19 protein-coding genes are annotated in these 16829 nt (G+C 59.2%); 12 read left to right on the plus strand and 7 right to left on the minus strand.

Annotated elements, in window-relative coordinates:
• Position 1: 1 nt before the first annotated feature.
• Positions 2-886, plus strand: a complete 885-nt coding sequence (locus ACM1ZW_RS23550) for a universal stress protein (RefSeq protein WP_017338572.1) — start codon at positions 2-4, stop codon at positions 884-886.
• A gap of 29 nt (positions 887-915) precedes the next feature.
• On the opposite strand, the gene ACM1ZW_RS23555 is transcribed toward ACM1ZW_RS23550, so the two are convergent.
• The 3 genes from ACM1ZW_RS23555 to ACM1ZW_RS23565 form a co-directional block, all read right to left on the minus strand.
• The gene (locus tag ACM1ZW_RS23555; protein ID WP_017338573.1) at positions 916-1341 is read right to left on the minus strand and encodes a potassium channel family protein; all 426 of its coding nucleotides are present in this window, start codon (positions 1339-1341) and stop codon (positions 916-918) included.
• Between the two features lie 66 nt (positions 1342-1407).
• A complete protein-coding gene (gene ftsH / locus ACM1ZW_RS23560) occupies positions 1408-3249 on the minus strand; it encodes an ATP-dependent zinc metalloprotease FtsH (protein ID WP_416739469.1) in 1842 nt (613 codons plus the stop codon).
• A gap of 57 nt (positions 3250-3306) precedes the next feature.
• Entirely contained in the window at positions 3307-3954 is a 648-nt protein-coding gene (locus ACM1ZW_RS23565) for a BON domain-containing protein (RefSeq protein WP_017338575.1), read from the minus strand.
• Between the two features lie 228 nt (positions 3955-4182).
• Here ACM1ZW_RS23565 and ACM1ZW_RS23570 point away from each other — a divergent pair, with 228 nt between their 5' ends.
• The 3 genes from ACM1ZW_RS23570 (at position 4183) to ACM1ZW_RS23580 (ending at position 6852) form a co-directional block, all read left to right on the plus strand.
• The gene (locus tag ACM1ZW_RS23570; protein ID WP_017338576.1) at positions 4183-4437 is read left to right on the plus strand and encodes an Lpp/OprI family alanine-zipper lipoprotein; all 255 of its coding nucleotides are present in this window, start codon (positions 4183-4185) and stop codon (positions 4435-4437) included.
• 34 nt (positions 4438-4471) lie between these two features.
• A complete protein-coding gene (locus tag ACM1ZW_RS23575) occupies positions 4472-5407 on the plus strand; it encodes a universal stress protein (protein ID WP_416739470.1) in 936 nt (311 codons plus the stop codon).
• A gap of 83 nt (positions 5408-5490) precedes the next feature.
• The gene (locus ACM1ZW_RS23580) at positions 5491-6852 is read left to right on the plus strand and encodes an MBL fold metallo-hydrolase RNA specificity domain-containing protein (RefSeq protein WP_414879701.1); all 1362 of its coding nucleotides are present in this window, start codon (positions 5491-5493) and stop codon (positions 6850-6852) included.
• A gap of 108 nt (positions 6853-6960) precedes the next feature.
• On the opposite strand, the gene ACM1ZW_RS23585 is transcribed toward ACM1ZW_RS23580, so the two are convergent.
• Positions 6961-7512, minus strand: a complete 552-nt coding sequence (locus ACM1ZW_RS23585) for a cytochrome b (RefSeq protein ID WP_416739471.1) — start codon at positions 7510-7512, stop codon at positions 6961-6963.
• 209 nt (positions 7513-7721) lie between these two features.
• Here ACM1ZW_RS23585 and ACM1ZW_RS23590 point away from each other — a divergent pair, with 209 nt between their 5' ends.
• The 7 genes from ACM1ZW_RS23590 to ACM1ZW_RS23620 are packed head-to-tail and all read left to right on the plus strand — an operon-like array spanning position 7722 to position 14016.
• Entirely contained in the window at positions 7722-8399 is a 678-nt protein-coding gene (locus ACM1ZW_RS23590; protein WP_416739472.1) for a thermostable hemolysin, read from the plus strand.
• Positions 8389-9870: an AMP-binding protein gene (locus ACM1ZW_RS23595; RefSeq protein WP_414879700.1), complete on the plus strand. Its 1482-nt coding sequence runs from the start codon at positions 8389-8391 to the stop codon at positions 9868-9870. The genes ACM1ZW_RS23590 and ACM1ZW_RS23595 overlap by 11 nt, the downstream gene beginning before the upstream one ends.
• Positions 9867-10541, plus strand: coding sequence for a TenA family transcriptional regulator (locus ACM1ZW_RS23600; RefSeq protein WP_017338582.1), 675 nt, complete (start codon positions 9867-9869; stop codon positions 10539-10541). The genes ACM1ZW_RS23595 and ACM1ZW_RS23600 overlap by 4 nt, the downstream gene beginning before the upstream one ends.
• Entirely contained in the window at positions 10528-11337 is an 810-nt protein-coding gene (locus ACM1ZW_RS23605; RefSeq protein ID WP_017338583.1) for an SDR family oxidoreductase, read from the plus strand. Before ACM1ZW_RS23600 ends, ACM1ZW_RS23605 begins: the two co-directional genes overlap by 14 nt.
• Positions 11334-11978 (plus strand): tetratricopeptide repeat protein, encoded by a 645-nt coding sequence (locus tag ACM1ZW_RS23610; RefSeq protein WP_416739473.1) that lies wholly within the window; start codon positions 11334-11336, stop codon positions 11976-11978. Before ACM1ZW_RS23605 ends, ACM1ZW_RS23610 begins: the two co-directional genes overlap by 4 nt.
• 11 nt (positions 11979-11989) lie before the next feature.
• Positions 11990-12652, plus strand: coding sequence for a response regulator (locus ACM1ZW_RS23615; RefSeq protein WP_017338585.1), 663 nt, complete (start codon positions 11990-11992; stop codon positions 12650-12652).
• Positions 12649-14016 (plus strand): ATP-binding protein, encoded by a 1368-nt coding sequence (locus ACM1ZW_RS23620; RefSeq protein ID WP_416739474.1) that lies wholly within the window; start codon positions 12649-12651, stop codon positions 14014-14016. The genes ACM1ZW_RS23615 and ACM1ZW_RS23620 overlap by 4 nt, the downstream gene beginning before the upstream one ends.
• Before the next feature lie 59 nt (positions 14017-14075).
• Here the strand turns inward: ACM1ZW_RS23620 and ACM1ZW_RS23625 are convergent, their stop codons facing one another.
• On the minus strand, positions 14076-14279 hold the full coding sequence (locus tag ACM1ZW_RS23625) for a hypothetical protein (protein ID WP_017338587.1): 204 nt from the start codon (positions 14277-14279) through the stop codon (positions 14076-14078).
• Positions 14280-14649: 370 nt separating this feature from the next.
• Entirely contained in the window at positions 14650-15486 is an 837-nt protein-coding gene (locus tag ACM1ZW_RS23630; RefSeq protein ID WP_416739475.1) for an NAD(P)H-binding protein, read from the minus strand.
• Between the two features lie 153 nt (positions 15487-15639).
• Between ACM1ZW_RS23630 and ACM1ZW_RS23635 the strand changes: the two genes are divergently transcribed.
• Positions 15640-16323 carry a TetR/AcrR family transcriptional regulator gene (locus ACM1ZW_RS23635; protein WP_414879697.1) on the plus strand — a complete coding sequence of 228 codons (684 nt, stop codon included), beginning with the start codon at positions 15640-15642 and terminating at the stop codon, positions 16321-16323.
• On the opposite strand, the gene ACM1ZW_RS23640 is transcribed toward ACM1ZW_RS23635, so the two are convergent.
• On the minus strand, positions 16320-16604 hold the full coding sequence (locus tag ACM1ZW_RS23640) for a hypothetical protein (RefSeq protein WP_017338590.1): 285 nt from the start codon (positions 16602-16604) through the stop codon (positions 16320-16322). The genes ACM1ZW_RS23635 and ACM1ZW_RS23640 overlap by 4 nt on opposite strands.
• Between the last annotated feature and the right edge of the window lie 225 nt (positions 16605-16829).

Genomic DNA, 16829 nt, shown 5'->3' on the forward strand with positions numbered 1-16829 from the left:
CATGAGCCAGTATCAAAAGTTATTACTCATCATCAACCCGGCCTTGCGCCAGTCCCCCGCGATCAATCATGCGGCTGCGCTGGCCAAGGCCAGCGGCGCAAGTTTGCATATCGCGGCGCTCCTGAAATCGCTGGATCGCCTGTCGTTTCTTGAACAGGGAAATCGGGAACAGGCGCGGGAGAGCTACCTGCAGGAACACCGCGACTGGCTCAAGGCTCAGGCAAGCAATCTGCGTGGCCGTGGGCTCGAAGTCACCACCGAAGTGGCCTGGGCCGATGACATGGAGCAGGACATCCTCGCTCATGTCATGGAAATGCAGCCCGACCTGCTGATCAAGGAAGTCCAGCATGAATCAGTGCTTAAACGTGCCTTTTTCACCCCGCTTGACTGGTACCTGCTGCGGCACTGCCCGATACCGGTATATCTCGTGGGCGGCAGTGGCTTCGGCTTGCCGCGCAAGATTGTGGCGGCGGTCGAAGTGTCGGAGACCGAGTCTCCCGACAACGAACTCAACGAGCGGATTATTCAGCAAGCGACGGGTCTGGCCATGCAGTGTGGGGCTGAATTGCATTTGCTGTACGCCTGCGATATCTCGGCCGGTTTTCTGGCGGACATGGACGGCCTGACCTTGGCTGACCTCACCAAGGCCTTACGCAAAGACCTGGAAAAAAACTTCCTCAAGCTGGCGAGCCGGTATGGCGTATCCGCCGATCATCGACATTTCATTATGGGACACCCCGTTTCGGCCCTGAGCGAGTTCGCCAATGAGCAGAATGTCGATGTCATCGTGATGGGAAAAGTCCAGTCACGCGGAGTGAACAAGCTGTTGGGCAGTACGACCGAACACATTCTGTATCAGGTGCCTTGCTGCATTCTGGCGGTATAGCGGGCTGCGAGCAGTGGTAAAGGGGGGGCTCATTTACGCTTCCAGTATTTCTGCATTTCCAGAAACAGAAAGGACGCGGTCCAGGTAATGAGTACCAGGCCGGTCAGTGCCTGCAGGCCGGTCAGGTACTTGAGATTGCCCACCGGTGAAATGTCGCCGAAGCCGATGGTCGTGTAGGTGGTAAAGGAAAAGTACACACAGTCCATCAGCGAACCATCGAAATTACCGGTCAGGCTGCCCCAATCGCCGGAGCGCACCATCAGGTAATAGACCAGTGCGAAGCACCAGACTTCAAGCGCATGGGCTACCAGCGCTCCGAATACTCCGACGACAATCCTGAAACGGCTCCACAGTTTCAGCCGCGGCAGCCAATCGTTCAGGCGCAGCAGGCATTCGTAGTGGATCACCACGACGACGATGACCACCAGTGTATTGATCAACGTGACGGCCAGCATGGTGAACCTCCGGCGATAGCGGATGCATGGCGGTCCGCAATAAGCGGTGTCGACAAGACCGGGGCCTCAGGGTGATGTCACGTTCAGACGGGCGAGTTGCGGGGCGGGTTTGACCGGCATCAGCGCTGGAAACTCTTCGGGCGTCAGTGTCTCCTTTTCCAGCAGCAGATGCGCGCCGGCGTCCAGATCGGCTCGACGACTGTTGAGCAAGGCTTTGGCCCGCCCATAGGCTTCATCCAGCAGGGCACGAATGCCCAGATCGATTTCCCTGGCCGTTTGTTCCGAATAGTCTTTCTCGCCAACACCTCGCAACTGTTCACCCAGGTACGTCGCGTTTTGTCGCTCCAGTACCGATTGGCCGAGCTCGCTACTCATGCCAAAGCGTGTGATCAATTGTCGGGCGATATCCGTGGCGCGGGCCAGGTCATCGGCGGCCCCGGTGGAAATTTGGCCATAGGCGAGGTGTTCGGCAGCGCGCCCGGCCATCAGCACGACAATCCGGTCCTTGAGCATCTGGCAACTGATGAGGAAGTGATCTTCGGTCGGTCGCTGCAGCGTATAGCCCAGCGAGCCAATGGCGCGGGGCACAATCGAGACTTTGTGGACGGGGTCCATGGCAGGCAGGCTGCTGGCGGCCAGGGCATGCCCCATCTCGTGATAGGCCACCACCTGACGCTCGTCAGGGCGCAGCAGGCTGCTCTTGCGTTCAACCCCCGCAACGATGCGCTCCACGGCGGCCGTGAAATCGTTGAGGCTGACGGCTTCGGCGCCACGACGAGTGGCCACGATGGCGGCTTCGTTGACCAGGTTGGCCAGGTCTGCACCGGTGAAGCCGGTGGTGATGTCGGCGATACGCTCGCCATCGAGGTCGGGCTCGATTTTGATTTTCTGGAGATGGACCTTGAGGATCGCCTGCCGGCCTTTGCGGTCGGGACGATCGACCAGAATCTGCCGGTCGATTCGCCCGGCTCTCAGTAGCGCCGGGTCGAGCACCTCCGGACGGTTGGTTGCGGCCAGCAATACCACGCCTTCACGGGGATCGAATCCGTCCAGTTCTGCCAATAACTGGTTGAGGGTCTGTTCTTTTTCATCATTGCCGCCAAACGCGCCGACGCCGCGCATTTTGCCCAGTGCATCCAGTTCATCGATGAAGATGATGCAGGGCGCCGCCTGCCGCGCTTGCTCGAACAAATCGTGCACGCGGGCGGCACCGACCCCGACGAACATTTCGACAAATTCCGACCCCGAGATCGAGAAAAACGGCACACCGGCTTCACCAGCGATGGCCTTGGCTACCAGGGTCTTGCCTGTGCCCGGCGGGCCGACCAGCAATGTTCCCTTGGGAATGTGCGCGCCCAGACGCCCGTATTTGGCTTTGTCCTTGAGGAACGAAACGATTTCCACCAGTTCGGCTTTGGCTTCATCGATGCCCGCCACATCGGCAAAGGTCACCCCGGTATCGCGCTGGACGAATACCTTGGCCCGGGATTTACCGATACTCATCAGCCCACCGATGCCTTGTTTTTCCGCCATGCTGCGAAACAGGAAATGCCAGATCACCATGATCAGGACAAAGGGCAGCAACCAGCCCAGCAGACCGCTCAGGAAGGTGTTTTCATTGACCCCGGTAAACCCGACTCCTGAGTGAGCAAGGTCGGTTGCCAATGCCGGATCCACGCGCACCGTCGTAAACAGGTTGTGCCCGTCGATGGGATCCTGCAGTTTGCCGCTGATCTGATCCTTCTCGATCCGCAAATCGCTGACTTTTTGCTCGTTCAGCAGTTGCAGGAATTGACTGTATGGAATGCTCTGCACAATACGACGTTCGACAAACAGAAATTGCACGAGGGTGAGCACGACAAACGCAATCGCGAAGTAAGACAAGTTCCATTGGTGGTTCTTTTTCATGGCCTTCGCTCAGAAAGGAGGCAAACGGGCAGATCGCAGGTTCCCGGGGTGATCGGCTCAGGCAAGACGCAAATGATCGTTCACCTCCCTCACGCCTGGCACGGACCAGGCCGCCCGTTCGGCTATTCGACGCTGGCGCCACAAATGAACGTTGCCTTCCAGACTCACAACATCCCCATCGACCTTGACGTGAATCTCCTTGGCGTCGACTTCGGCGTTGCGCTTGAGCGCTTCTTCAATGCGGTGCTGGATATCGACCACATCCACCCGGGGGACGAGGGTGAGACGATTGTCCACGCCAACCACGCCGGATAACTTGCGCACGGCTCGCTCGACGATTTCTTTCTGGTACTGCCAGTCCACTTCACCCTCAAGGGTGATCCAGCCATTCTGCACGATGACTTTAATGTCACCGTCGGGTAGGTCGGCACTCCAGCTGATGATGTTCAAGGCACGGTTCGCGATGGTGTCGTCCGCTGTACCGGCGCCTTTGTCCAGCCTGACCTGGATTTCTTCGGCAACAGCGCGTACCCCTTTGATGCCTTTTACCGCACGTTCTGCACTGACTTTCTGAGCATAGCTGTTGACGTGACCGGAGAGCGTGACGATGCCATTGTCCACGGCAACGCCAATGCTCGCGGCGTCTATTTCCGGCTTGAATTCAAGTTCTTCCAAAATGGTTTTACGCAGGCTCAGGTCGTTCATGACGGTGTCCTCTGTTGATGAGGTTTGACGGGGCGCACGTGCCCGGTTGGTTTTTTTTACGCCTGAGCGGTGCAAAGACATTGAGCTAAATCAACAAGGCTTCAGTGAGTGCCTCACTCATCGCCAGCGAGCCATTAGTTGACAAAAATCAGAGTGCGCAGGCGATGGCGCCTGATACTTGGGGCAGTTCTCTGAAGGTTTCCAGTCGCGATAAACCGAGGCAAAGTCATGAACAAGCGCGTGTCTTTTGTATTGCTGAGCATTCTGTTGGCAACGGCGGCCGGTTGTAGTAGTCAGCACACCCAGGAAATCGACGCACGATTGGAGTCCGCGGAAAATAACGCCGCGACTGCACGGCTGCGGGCCGATGAGGCGTACCTGAAGGCACAGTTGGCTATCGAGATAGCCAGTCAGGCGCAACGCACGGCCGATGAGGCGAATGTGCGTGCCAGCCGGATGGCCGGCAAGGTGCCACGCCAGTGAGTAGCGATGACAGGAAGCGCCGAAGAGGTATGTGATGTTGAAGCTCAAACGTATCCTGTTGATTGCCCCCGCCGAAATGACCCGCACCCCGGCGTTTGAGCGGGCGCAGGCACTGGCCTGTGCAACCGGTGCGTTGTTGCACATCGTTGCGTTCGACTATGTCCAGGCGCTGGCGGTAGCCGGGCTGTTTGACCATGATGCGATGGCCCAGGCACGGGAGGGCTATTTGCAGGTGCATCGACACTGGCTGGAGCAGCAAGCCAGGTTTCAACGGTGCGGGGGGTTGCAGGTGACCACGGAGGTGGTCTGGGCGAAATCGAGCCCGGCGCACCTGCTTGAGTACGTAAATGACTTCCATGCGGACCTGGTGATCAAGGACACCCATTATGTGCCAGCACTCGACCGGGCTTTTCACCAACCCCTCGACTGGCGGTTGCTGCGTGATTGTCCGGCTCACTTGCATCTGGTGACTGAGGCCAGGAATCCCAAACCGCTCAAAATACTTTGCACAGTCGATCTGTCTCATCTGGAGGATATGACTCAAGGGCTGAACGACCGGGTGCTCGATCTGGGCTCGACGCTGGCAGCATCCTGCGGTGCCGCCTTGTCCCTGCTGAGCGTTAACAGTTGGTCCGTGGTGGGCGATTCAGCGATAAGCGTGCCGACCGTGACGCTGGCTCACAGTTTGAGAGACGCGGTCAACGATGCGCAGCAGGAGGCTTTTGAAGCGCTTGCCGATCGTTACGGTATTCAAGCAACACACCGACATCTCCTGACGGGTATCCCGCACACAGTCATTACACAGTTCGCCCGGCAGAATGCCTTTGACATGGTGGTGCTTGGCGCGGTCTATCAACACGGCATCGACAGGTTCGTCGGCAGTACCGCCGAGAGCGTGCTGAACCGGGCGCCCTGCAGTTTGACCATCGTCAAACCCTTGCCCAGGCTCGACGGATTCAGCGACCGGTAACGCTCGCCGTTGATAAAAATCAACTGCACCTGACCCCTGAAGAGCGATCAATGGTGCTCCCCTGAATGTTCATGGAGACGGCCATGCGAATGACATTTCTCGGTGCGGCAGGCACGGTCACCGGCAGCAAATACCTGCTGGAACATCGCGACCAACATGTACTGATCGATTGCGGCCTGTTCCAGGGCTATAAACAGCTTCGGTTGCATAACTGGGACCCATTCCAGCTCCCGGTTGGCGACCTCGGCGCCATCGTGCTGACCCATGCCCACCTGGATCACAGCGGCTACCTGCCTGTATTGGTGCGCAATGGTTATCGCGGGCCGGTGTATGCCACACCCGCCACCTGTGAACTGGTGAGAATCCTGCTATTGGACAGTGGCCGCCTGCAGGAAGAGGCCGCCGAGTTCGCCAACCGGCATGGTTTCTCCCGGCACAACCCGGCATTGCCGCTGTATACCGAGCAAGATGCCGAGCGGGCACTGAAACTGTTACACCCCGTGGAGTTACATCACCGGGTCAACATTGTCCCGGGCATGAGCATTCAGTTTCGTTGTGCCGGGCATATATTGGGCGCGGCAACGGTGGAGGTGATCGCCGACGGCATCACGCTGGTGTGCTCAGGCGATCTGGGGCGGCCAGATGATCCATTGATGTTCGCGCCTGAAACGGTCGAGCAGGCTGATTACTTGCTGGTGGAGTCGACCTACGGCGATCGCAAGCATCCCGTCGAGCCGCCGGAGGCGCAATTGGCCGAAGTCATCACCCGCACCGCGCTGCGCCATGGCATCACCTTGGTACCATCGTTCGCCGTGGGCCGCGCCCAGTTGCTGATGTACCACCTGTATCGGCTGAAACAGCGACACGCGATTCCCGATGTGCCGATCTATCTCAACAGCCCGATGGCCACGGACGTCACCAGTTTGTATCAGCGTTTTCGCAGCGAGCACCGGTTATCCCTCGAGGAATGCGAAGGCATGTGTCATATCGCCAAGTTCGTACGCAGCACCAAGGATTCGATCGAGCTGGATCGCCAGCGCACGCCGGCGGTGATTATCGCTGCCAGTGGCATGGCCACGGGGGGACGGGTGATCCACCACCTCAAGGCGCTGGCCCCCAACCCGATCAACACGCTGCTGATGCCGGGTTTCCAGGCCGGCGGTACCCGTGGCGCGCAAATTGTCGCGGGCGCTCCTTCGGTGCGCATCCATGGCAAGGATGTGCCGATCAGGGCCGAGGTGGTGCCGATACAAACCCTGTCCGCGCATGCTGACGCCGATGAAATCATGCAGTGGCTGCGCGGGTTCAAGCGGCCGCCCAGACACACCTATGTCGTGCACGGAGAACCCAATGCCTCGGATGTACTGCGCCGACGTATCAGCCTTGAACTGGGGTGGTCGGTTTCGGTGCCGGAATATCGCGACAGTGTTGAACTGGCTCCCTGAGCCGGCTCGGGTAAAGGGTGTGGCGAGAATAGAAAAACCCCGGCCGCTTTCACGGCCGGGGTGTTGTAAAACGATGCCTTGCGAAGGTCAATTGACCAGGCATTGGCGCTAGGGCAGGAAGCGTTTGGGCAGCATGCGTGTAAGGGTGTTGTCACGCACCCAGTAGTGATGGAAAACGCCTGCGCAAGCATGCAAGCCAATCAGCCAGTACCCGGCGGTACCTACCCACTCATGCCAGTGTTTCAACTGCTTCGCCATATCGGGGTCGACTGCGATGGGCGAGGGCAGTGTGAAATCAAAATACGGTATCGGTTTTCCGGCAGCACTGAGCATTTGCCAGCCGAGCAGGGGTGTCGCGATCATCAGTGCATAAAGCGCAAGATGGGTCAGGTGCGCCATCGCGGTCTGCCAGGCCGGAGGGCGGGGCGAGATGGGCGGGCGTTTTTGCAAACGAGCGAGTAACCGGACCCATACCAAGGAGAAGATTGCCAGTCCAAACAATGCATGGGTGCCCAGCAATGGGCTCCTCAATGGATGCTGGCGGGGGAGCAAGCCTTTGAGCTCGATACAGGCATAGACGCCGACAAACAGCCCGAGCATCAGCCAGTGCAAGGTGATTGAAAGTGCTGCATACCGCTGTGGTTCTGAGTGTCTTGTCATATAGGGCCTCTTGCGGGTTTGTCCTGGCTGCCGAGTCATTCACGCAGCCAGCAACGGGTTTGGCTGCTGAATCGAGTGGCGAGAACTCTGCCTGCCCAGTCTTAAGGCAATCTGAAGACAGCTTTTGCACTGACATGAGTCCACCTTCAGATTCCGTTAAGAAATGCCTTGGATACTTCTCCCACACTTAACCCGGGAGGCGTCTTCCAATGCCCGATTTTGAATGGAATATTCCTCTACCCCTGCGCTTCGGCCACGCCGAAACGCCGACGATGAGTCTGGCCAGAGCGTTGCCTGACACCCTCGAGCGCCCAGTCTTCGAAGCCTTCATTCAGCAACGCTTTCGTAAGGCACACGGCGCCGATATACGTCACTTCATGCCCGAGCTGTTCGGCATGAGCGATGCAACAGGCACGCTCTGCGCGGTTGCCGGTGTGCGCCGGGCCAACGACGAATCGTTGTTTCTGGAACGTTATCTGGACGAGTCGATCGAGCCGCTGATCAGCGCCACTGCCGACCGCCCTGTGGATCGCAGCGGCATCGTCGAGGTCGGCAACCTGGCTGCCAACGACACCGGCAGTGCGCGAATGAGCATCATCGCCATCACGTACCTGCTGGCTTTGGGCGGCCTGGAATGGGTGGCGTTCACCGGCAATATCGGCCTGGTGAACAGCTTTCATCGCCTGGGCCTGAAGCCCGTAACCCTCTGCGCTGCCGATCCCTCGCGGCTGGGCGATGACCGCCACAGCTGGGGCAGTTACTACGAGAGCAAACCCTGGGTGCACGTCGGCAACATACGCGCCGGCTTCATCCATTTGCGCAACATTGGCATGTTCAATCGCCTGGGGTTGCCATTGTCCATCGAGGAATCCAGCCATGTCGCCTGAACTGCAGCGGTTCAAGCAAACCCTGCGCAGCCATGCCGAGCGCAAGTCCAACGCCATCGCCTTGTGGGGCGATCACCTGAAAGTGGATTACGCCACGTTGTATGCCGAAGTGGTGTACCGCCAGCAGCGCTTGCGCGATGAAAACATCAAGGTGGTTGCCCTGGCGCTGGACAATGGCGTCGACGCCATGCTCTGGGACCTGGCCGCGCTGTTCGAAGGCCTGACCTGCCTGACGTTGCCCCCTTTTTTCAGCCCGGCTCAACGCATCCATTGCCTGGAACAGAGCCAGGCCGGGCTGGTGATTGCCGAGCCGGAACTGGCGGACGAACTGCAAAGCGCCGGGTACGAAAAAAACGGCGAGTTCTGGCGCCGCACCTTCAACGGCCCGAACCGGATGCCGGAAGGGACCGCCAAACTGACGTTCACCTCCGGTACCACCGGTACACCCAAAGGCGTGTGCCTCAGCGCCGAGAGCCTGTTAACGGTCGCACGCGAACTGGATCAAGCGAGCAAACCCGCTGACCCGCAACATCACCTGGCCCTGTTGCCCTTGGCGATCCTGCTGGAAAACCTCGGCTGCTATGCCGCGCTGTATGCCGGCGCCACCTTGAGCGTACCGAGCCAGAAAACCCTGGGCATTCAGGGCGCCAGCGGTGTGGATGTGCCACGCCTGCTCGGTTGCCTGGCCACACGTGCCCCCGAAAGCCTGATCCTGGTGCCGCAACTGCTGTTGATGCTGGTCAGCGCCGCCGAACAAAAAGCCTTCAATCCTTATCCATTGCGTTTTGCCGCGGTGGGTGGGGCACGGGTCAGCGAAGAATTACTGCACCGTGCGCAACGGATCGGTCTGCCGGTGTACGAAGGCTACGGGCTGTCGGAGTGTGCCTCGGTGGTCTGCCTCAATCGGCCCGAGGCCCGACGTCCCGGCAGTGTCGGCCAGCCACTTCCCCACGTAGAGATTCGCCTGGCACAGGATGGCGAGGTGCTGGTCAAGGGCGCGACGCTGCTCGGTTACCTGGGTGAGGCGCCGCACACCGATGAGTGGTGGCCGACCGGGGATCTTGGTGAATTCGACCCTGACGGTTTTCTCTACCTGAAAGGGCGCAAGAAACATCAATTCGTCACCAGTTTCGGACGTAACGTCAATCCGGAATGGGTTGAGGCCGAATTGACCCAGCGCCGCCATATCGCCCAGGCCTTCGTGTACGGCGAAGCCATGCCGCGAAACCATGCGTTGCTCTGGCCCCATCGACCGGATTGCACGGACGAAGAACTGGCCGCTGCCGTCGCACAGGCCAACGAAGCCTTGCCCGATTACGCCCAGGTCCATCACTGGACCCGTCTTGATCAACCCTTCACTCCCGCCAATGGCCTGCTCACCGCCAATGGCCGCCCACGCCGTGACGCCATCGTCGAGCGTTACCGGGCGCAACTGACTGAATCAGCACTTTCCGAGGTATCCGCATCATGAGTTTTTTCGACACGCTGCAAGAAGCCACGCAACAAGAACGCCATACATTGTTCAATCTGCCGATCATCCGCGACGCGCTTGAGGGCAAGGTCAGCCTGGAAAGCTATCGCGCGTTCCTGGCGCAAGCCTATTACCACGTGCGGCACACCGTGCCGTTGATGATGGCCTGCGGCGCCCGTCTGCCGACACGCCTGGAATGGCTGCGTAAAGCGGTGTGCGAGTACATCGAGGACGAATACGGTCACGAACAATGGATATTGGACGATATCGAAGCCTGCGGCGGCGACAGGAACGCGGTGCGCGACGGTCGTCCATCCATGCCGATTGAGTTGATGGTCAGCTTTCTCTACGACCTGATTGCTCGCGACAACCCGGTCGGCCTGTTCGGCATGGTCAACGTACTGGAAGGCACCAGCATCGCCCTGGCCACCCACGCTGCCGGCAGCATTCGCGAGCGACTGGGCTTGCCGGAGAGCGCCTTCAGCTACCTCAGCTCCCATGGCTCCCTGGACATCGAGCACATGCAGACCTATCGCCGGCTGATGAACACCCTCGACGATCCGGCGGATCAGGCGGCCGTGATCCACGCCTCCAAAGTGGTGTACACGCTCTACACCGATATGTTCCGTGGTTTGCCGCGCGACGGGGAGAACCTGCATGCGCCTGTCTGAAGCTCGCGTGGTGCTGACCGGCGCCAGCGGTGGCATTGGCCTGGCGATCGCGTCTGCCCTGTGTGCCAGCGGTGCACACGTATTGGCGGTGACCCGGCATCGCGAATCCCTGGAACCGTTGCTGGCTCGCTATCCGCAGCACTTGTGCTGGATCGGCGCGGACCTGACCGTTCTGTCCGACCGGCGCAAGGTGTTGACCGCGGCGGAGTCTATTGGCGGAATCAATCTGCTGATCAACGCCGCCGGGGTCAACCACTTCGCCATGCTTGAGCAACTGGAGGACAGCGACATCCACGCCATGCTGGCGGTGAACATCAGCGCGCCGATCTGCCTTACCAAGTTGCTGTTGCCGCTGCTCAAGAAAGCCGAGAGCGCGATGGTGGTGAACGTCGGTTCGACCTATGGATCGATCGGTTACCCCGGCTACGCCAGCTATTGCGCCACCAAATTCGCCTTGCGCGGCTTTTCCGAAGCCCTGCGCCGTGAACTGGCGGACACCCGGGTCGGCGTTCTCTACGTCGCGCCACGCGCCACCCGCACGAGCATGAACAGCCCGGCGGCGCAGGCCTTGAATGACGCTCTGAAATCCAATGTCGATGCTCCCCAGACGGTCGCCTCGGCGGTGATCCACGCGATTGCCGGCGACCGTCGCGATTTGTACCTGGGCTGGCCGGAGCGCTTTTTCGTGCGCCTGAACAGCCTGCTGCCCAATTTGGTGGACCGAGGCTTGCGCAAGCAATTGCCGCTGATCCGTCGCCTGAGTCAGAAGCCCGATAACGAGAACCTCAAACCATGAAAAAATTCACCGTTTGCCTGCTGCTCACCGCCCTGAGCCAAAGCGTCTGGGCGCTGGACACCGCTGACCAGCAACGCCTGACCGGCATCCAGCAAAGTTGGGCGCACATTCAATACGAAATGCCGGCCGACCAACGCACCGCAGCGTTTGAAAAGCTCGCGGGCCAGGCGGCTGCGTTTACCCGGGAGCGCCAATCGGTGGCCGAAGCCTGGATCTGGTCCGGTATAGTCAGCAGCAGTTGGGCCGGAGCCCAAGGCGGATTGGGTGCGTTGAGCAAGGTCAAGGACGCGAAGGTCGATCTGGAGAAAGCGCTGGCGCTGGACCCCAAAGCGCTGCAAGGCTCGGCCTATACCAGCCTTGGCGCCCTGTATGACCGCGTTCCCGGCTGGCCCATCGGTTTTGGTGATTCGGACAAGGCCGAGCAGCTACTCAAACAGGCCTTGCAACTTAACCCGAACGGCATCGATAGTCTGTACTTCTGGGGTGATCACCTCTACCGTCAAAAACGCTACGGCGAAGCCAGAAGCGCGCTGCAAAAAGCCCTGCAAGCGGAGCAAAGGCCGGGCCGGGAAACCGCCGATGCCGGACGCCGCAAGGAAATCGAAGCGTTGCTGGTGGACGTGAACAAGAAACTCGACTGACAGGAGTTCGTGTGCGCTTATTACTGATCGAGGATGACGTAGCGTTGGGCGAAGGCATCCATCAGGCTCTGGGGCGAGAAGGTTACACCGTTGACTGGGTGCAGGACGGCAGCAGTGCCTTGCACTCGCTGCTCAGTGAAACCTTCGATCTTGCGGTGCTCGACCTTGGCTTGCCGCGTATGGACGGCCTCGAGGTACTGCGGCGTTTGCGTGACAGCGGCTCGAATTTGCCGGTGCTGATCCTTACCGCGCGCGATGCCACCGAAGACCGTATCGCCGGACTGGATGCCGGCGCTGACGATTACCTGATCAAACCCTTCGACCTGGCCGAGCTGAAGGCGCGCCTGCGAGCGTTGCTGCGGCGCAGCGCCGGTCGCGCCCAGGTGTTGATCGAACACGCCGGCATCAGCCTTAATCCTGGCACCCAGCAAGTCAGCTACCAGGGAGAACCGGTGGCACTGACGCCAAAGGAATATCAACTGCTCCACGAATTGCTATCGCCACCGGGCCGAGTCATGACCCGCGATCATCTGATGCAGCTGCTGTATGGCTGGAACGAAGAAGCCGAGAGCAACACCCTGGAAGTGCATATCCATCACTTGCGAAAGAAATTCTCAACCGACCTGATTCGCACCATCCGCGGTGTCGGATATCTGGTGGAGGAGCGCCGATGACCTCGATCAGGCGTCGCACCCTGACGCTGATCATCGGTCTGTTGCTCGCTGGTATTACGATGATGAGCGTGCTCAACCTGCACGACAGCAATCACGAAATCGCCGAAGTCTATGATGCTCAGCTGGCTCAGAATGCGCGACTGCTGCAAGGGGTCATGCGTATGCCCATGGCCAGCAGGGAACACTCCGATCTGTATCAGGCCTTCAACAAGGCCTTGAGTGAAGCGGAACCGAGAGTCGACGGTCATCCCTATGAAACCAAGATTGCCTTCCAGGTCTGGAATCCCAAGGGCGAAGTGCTGGTGCATACCGCCAGCGCGCCGTCTTTCGGCACCCCCCCGGGGACGCCAGGATTCAGTGATGTGGTGGATCTGAACCACCGTCACTGGCGTGCGTTCATGCTCGAAGACAAACAGAACGGCCTGCGCATCTGGGTTGGCGAGCGAGACGATGTGCGTTCGGACCTGGTGGACCGGATCGTACGCCATACGCTGGGGCCCAATATCCTGGGCAGTTTGCTGTTGGCGTCGATGATCTGGCTGGCGATCGGCTGGGGTTTGAAACCGTTGGTCGATATGGCCGCGACATTGCGTGCGCGGCATCCAGGCTCACTGGAACCCTTGCAACTGATGCCGTTACCTACCGAGCTTGAGCCCATGCAGGCGGCCCTCAACCGCATGCTCGCGCAGATTCAGGAAGTCATGGGGCGGGAGCGGCGCTTTATCGCTGACGCCGCCCATGAAATGCGCACGCCATTAGCGGTGCTCAGGGTCCATGCACAGAACCTGATGGAGGCGGGCAGTGAGGCGGAACGTTGCGAGTCCCTCGAACATTTGATCGCCGGCGTCGACCGTGCCAGCCGACTGGTCAACCAATTACTGACCATGGCTCGACTTGAACCGCAATCAGCGATTCGTATACCCCCCACCATTGATCTGGTCGCCACCGTGCGCGCTAGCCTGGTTCAGATGACCCCCTGGTTGTTGAACAAGGGGCTCGAGCTGGCTTTTGATGTCAGCGACGAAATCGGCCCGGTCAGAGTTGATTCCGCAGCCATCGACATTGCCTTGAACAATTTAGTGACCAACGCTGCAAACTTTTCCCCGGAGCACGGCTTGATCACGGTAAGGCTGAATAAAAAAGCAGATCACTATGAACTGTCTGTCGAGGACGAGGGACCGGGGATTAACGAGGAAGATCGTGATCGGCTTTTCGAGCGTTTCTACAGCCGTGGCAATGATCAGGGGGCGGGCTTGGGTTTGAATATCGTTCAGGCGATCGCCGATCGCCTGGGAGGACAGATTCGGTTAGAAAATCGCGCCTCGAAAGGGTTGTGCGCCACGTTGGAATTCCACTGTTTTTGACGCCGCTGCTTTAGCGCGCGTCTGCGAGTCAGCCCTTGGGACTGGAGCGTCAGAGCCTGTCACTCAGGACCTTCGATGTCCTGTTTCCCGCGCCGCTCGATGCCGGTAGGGCTTCCGGAGTCAACGAGCCTTCTCTCCAGCAGAATATTCTGCAGTGCCTGGCGATCTGCCGGCTCCAGCTGATGCGCTCTCTCCTTAAGCTCCAGCAAGATCGGGCTGGAATAGGTGCGGTAGGTTTTCTCCGCCGTACGAATCGGTGTCATTTAATCCCTCCTTGATCACCTGCACACTCAGGTTGGCGCGTTGCGATGCGTTAGAAATCCTAGTTGAGGAAACGGTTTATCGCCAAAAAAGGATCGCACCAAAAAGGGGGGGATTCTGGCAAACCTTGAGCCCTGGCTGAGCGGTGGTCGTTAAAATCGCGGATTACTCGGAAGCAAAGGGGATTTGGAAGGTGGCTGGAGACGTGATCTGCGTGACGTATAAAAAGTTTGGGAAAGAATGAAACACCGTACGCAGCGACGGTGTTTCAGTTTGGTTGATCGATGAACAAAAGGACCACTGATAATAAATTCAGTGTGCATTAACCGATGCACACCGATTCACCTCATGGTCGCGCGGAGCGCTTCAATATCACTCTTCGCTTGCCCAGACACCTGTGGCGGCAGTGCGTCGAACATAGTCGCTGAAGTCCCGTGCCGGGCGACCCAGCGCACGCTGCACGCCATCGGCCACAGGTGTATTGCGGCCGTCGAGTATGGTTGTGAAGAGATAAAGCACCAGATCGATCAGTTCGGCGGGTACCTGCGCCTGTTCCAACGCCTGCCGATAGGCGTCCGGCGGTACCGCAACGTACGCAATGCCCCGTTCCGTCTCACGGGCAATTTCAGCGACAGCCTCCGCGAAGGTCAATGCTCGCGGACCCGTCAGTTCATACAGTTGGCCTGCGTGTCCCGGCTTGGTCAGTGCTACGACCGCGATCTCGGCGATGTCTTCCACGTCGACAAAGGGCTCGGCGATGTTGCCGACGGGGAGGGCCAGTTCTCCTTGCAAAATCGGCTCGAGAAAATGGGCTTCGCTGAAGTTCTGAAAAAACCAGCTGGCCCGCAGGATGGTCCAGTCGGCCCCGCTGTTTTGAACGACGCGTTCGGCTTGTTCCGCTTCAATTTCGCCACGCCCCGACAGCAGCACCAGTTTACGCACGCCGCTCTTGACCGCTTGATCGGTGAATGCCTGCACCGTCTCAACGGCACCGGGGACTGCCAGGTCCGGTTGGAACGAGAGGTAGACGGCACGAACGCCATCCATCGCGGCGGCCCACGTGCTTCGATCCTCCCAGTCGAAAGCGGGACTGGCCCTTCGGGAGCCCAAGCGGACAGACACTCCCTGCGCTTGCAATCGCTGAACAATTCGACGCCCTGTCTTGCCCGTAGCACCGGTAATCAGGATGGTTTCCTGGGAGGTTTTCATCGCGCTCATCTCCATTGATTTAATGTGAGTGTTACTCATGTTTTAAAGATGATAAACCCTCACGTTTTATCGTCAACCGGCAGAATCGCTGAAACCGACGTACGGGCAGTGCTAAGGTGAGGCTATGTCATGTTATTGATCGGGAGCGCACCAGTGCCCAAGAAAGCCACCGAAATCGTCGAACAACCTGCCTCCGAGCCGGCCCGGCGTAATCCCACGCAACAACGCAGTCGCGAGCGCCAGGAGCGAATCCTCGCGGCGGCGACACAATTGACTGCGAGCAAGGGCAGCGATCAACTCAAAATGAGTGAGATAGCTGAATGCTGCGGGATTTCCATCGGCTCGCTTTATCAGTACTTTCCGGACAAAAGTTCGGTCATACAGACCCTGGCAGAGCGCTACAACGCCGAAAGCCGTCGCTGTATCGAAGCGGCGCTGGCGGCGGTTGAAGATGCGCAAGGGCTGAGCGCAGCCTTTTCAGCGTTGCTCGACGAGTATTACGAGATTGTCCTGGCAACACCGGCGATGCGCGACATCTGGTCGGGCATGCAGGCAGACAAACACCTCATGGCGCTGGAGTTGCAGGAAAGCCGGATTGCCGGTGGGCTGTTGGCTGAGGTGATGATGCGGGTGTATCCAGGCAGTGACGCGGGGCAGGTCCAGGCCTCGGCATTTTTGATCTGGCACCTGGGCGAAGCGACCATGCGTCTGGCCATCTCATGTGCGCCCGAAGAGGGGCGCGGACTGGTCGAAGCGTTCAAGCGAATGGCTTTGCGTGAAATCACCGGGTTGACGGCTGGGACGAAGGGCGTCGCAACCGCCAGACCTGCCTGTTAAACGAAAGGTTGACCAGTAAAGCCCCGAGGCAATCGTTGCCGCCCGTCCATCGCGGTAAGCCGCTCGACCCATTCCACGCGCCAGTCATTGGCGGTGTGAGTGACTTTGGCTTTGCGTGCGGCGCGGCGAGCAGCGTTACGCTGGTCTTTGCGCGCATCCTTGAACGCATCGGTGCTTCGGCAGCTTCTGCATTTCACCCGGGTCAGTTCAGTCGTTGAGGTGAGTTTGCTTCCTTTGTGACCGCAGGCCAGATGCCCGCCAACTTTGAAGTGAGTAACCATCAGACGCCTCCTTGGTGACGTGTAACTGTTGGACCTCCAGCAAGTAATGTCGTTCGGCACGCAAAAAAATGGCCCGCATGCGGGCGGGCCAAGGGGTTCATCAGAAGGAGTAGGTTCACTGTACGGCTTGTTTTGTGAACACTTTGTGAAATGGCCGGGCAAAAAAAATCCCGGCGCCAGGCCGGGTGGGTTCAGCAGTAATGATCAGCCAAGCGCGAGCACGGT

The sequence above is a fragment of the Pseudomonas sp. NFX71 genome, from assembly GCF_048079215.1.
Lineage (GTDB): Bacteria > Pseudomonadota > Gammaproteobacteria > Pseudomonadales > Pseudomonadaceae > Aquipseudomonas > Aquipseudomonas fluorescens_B.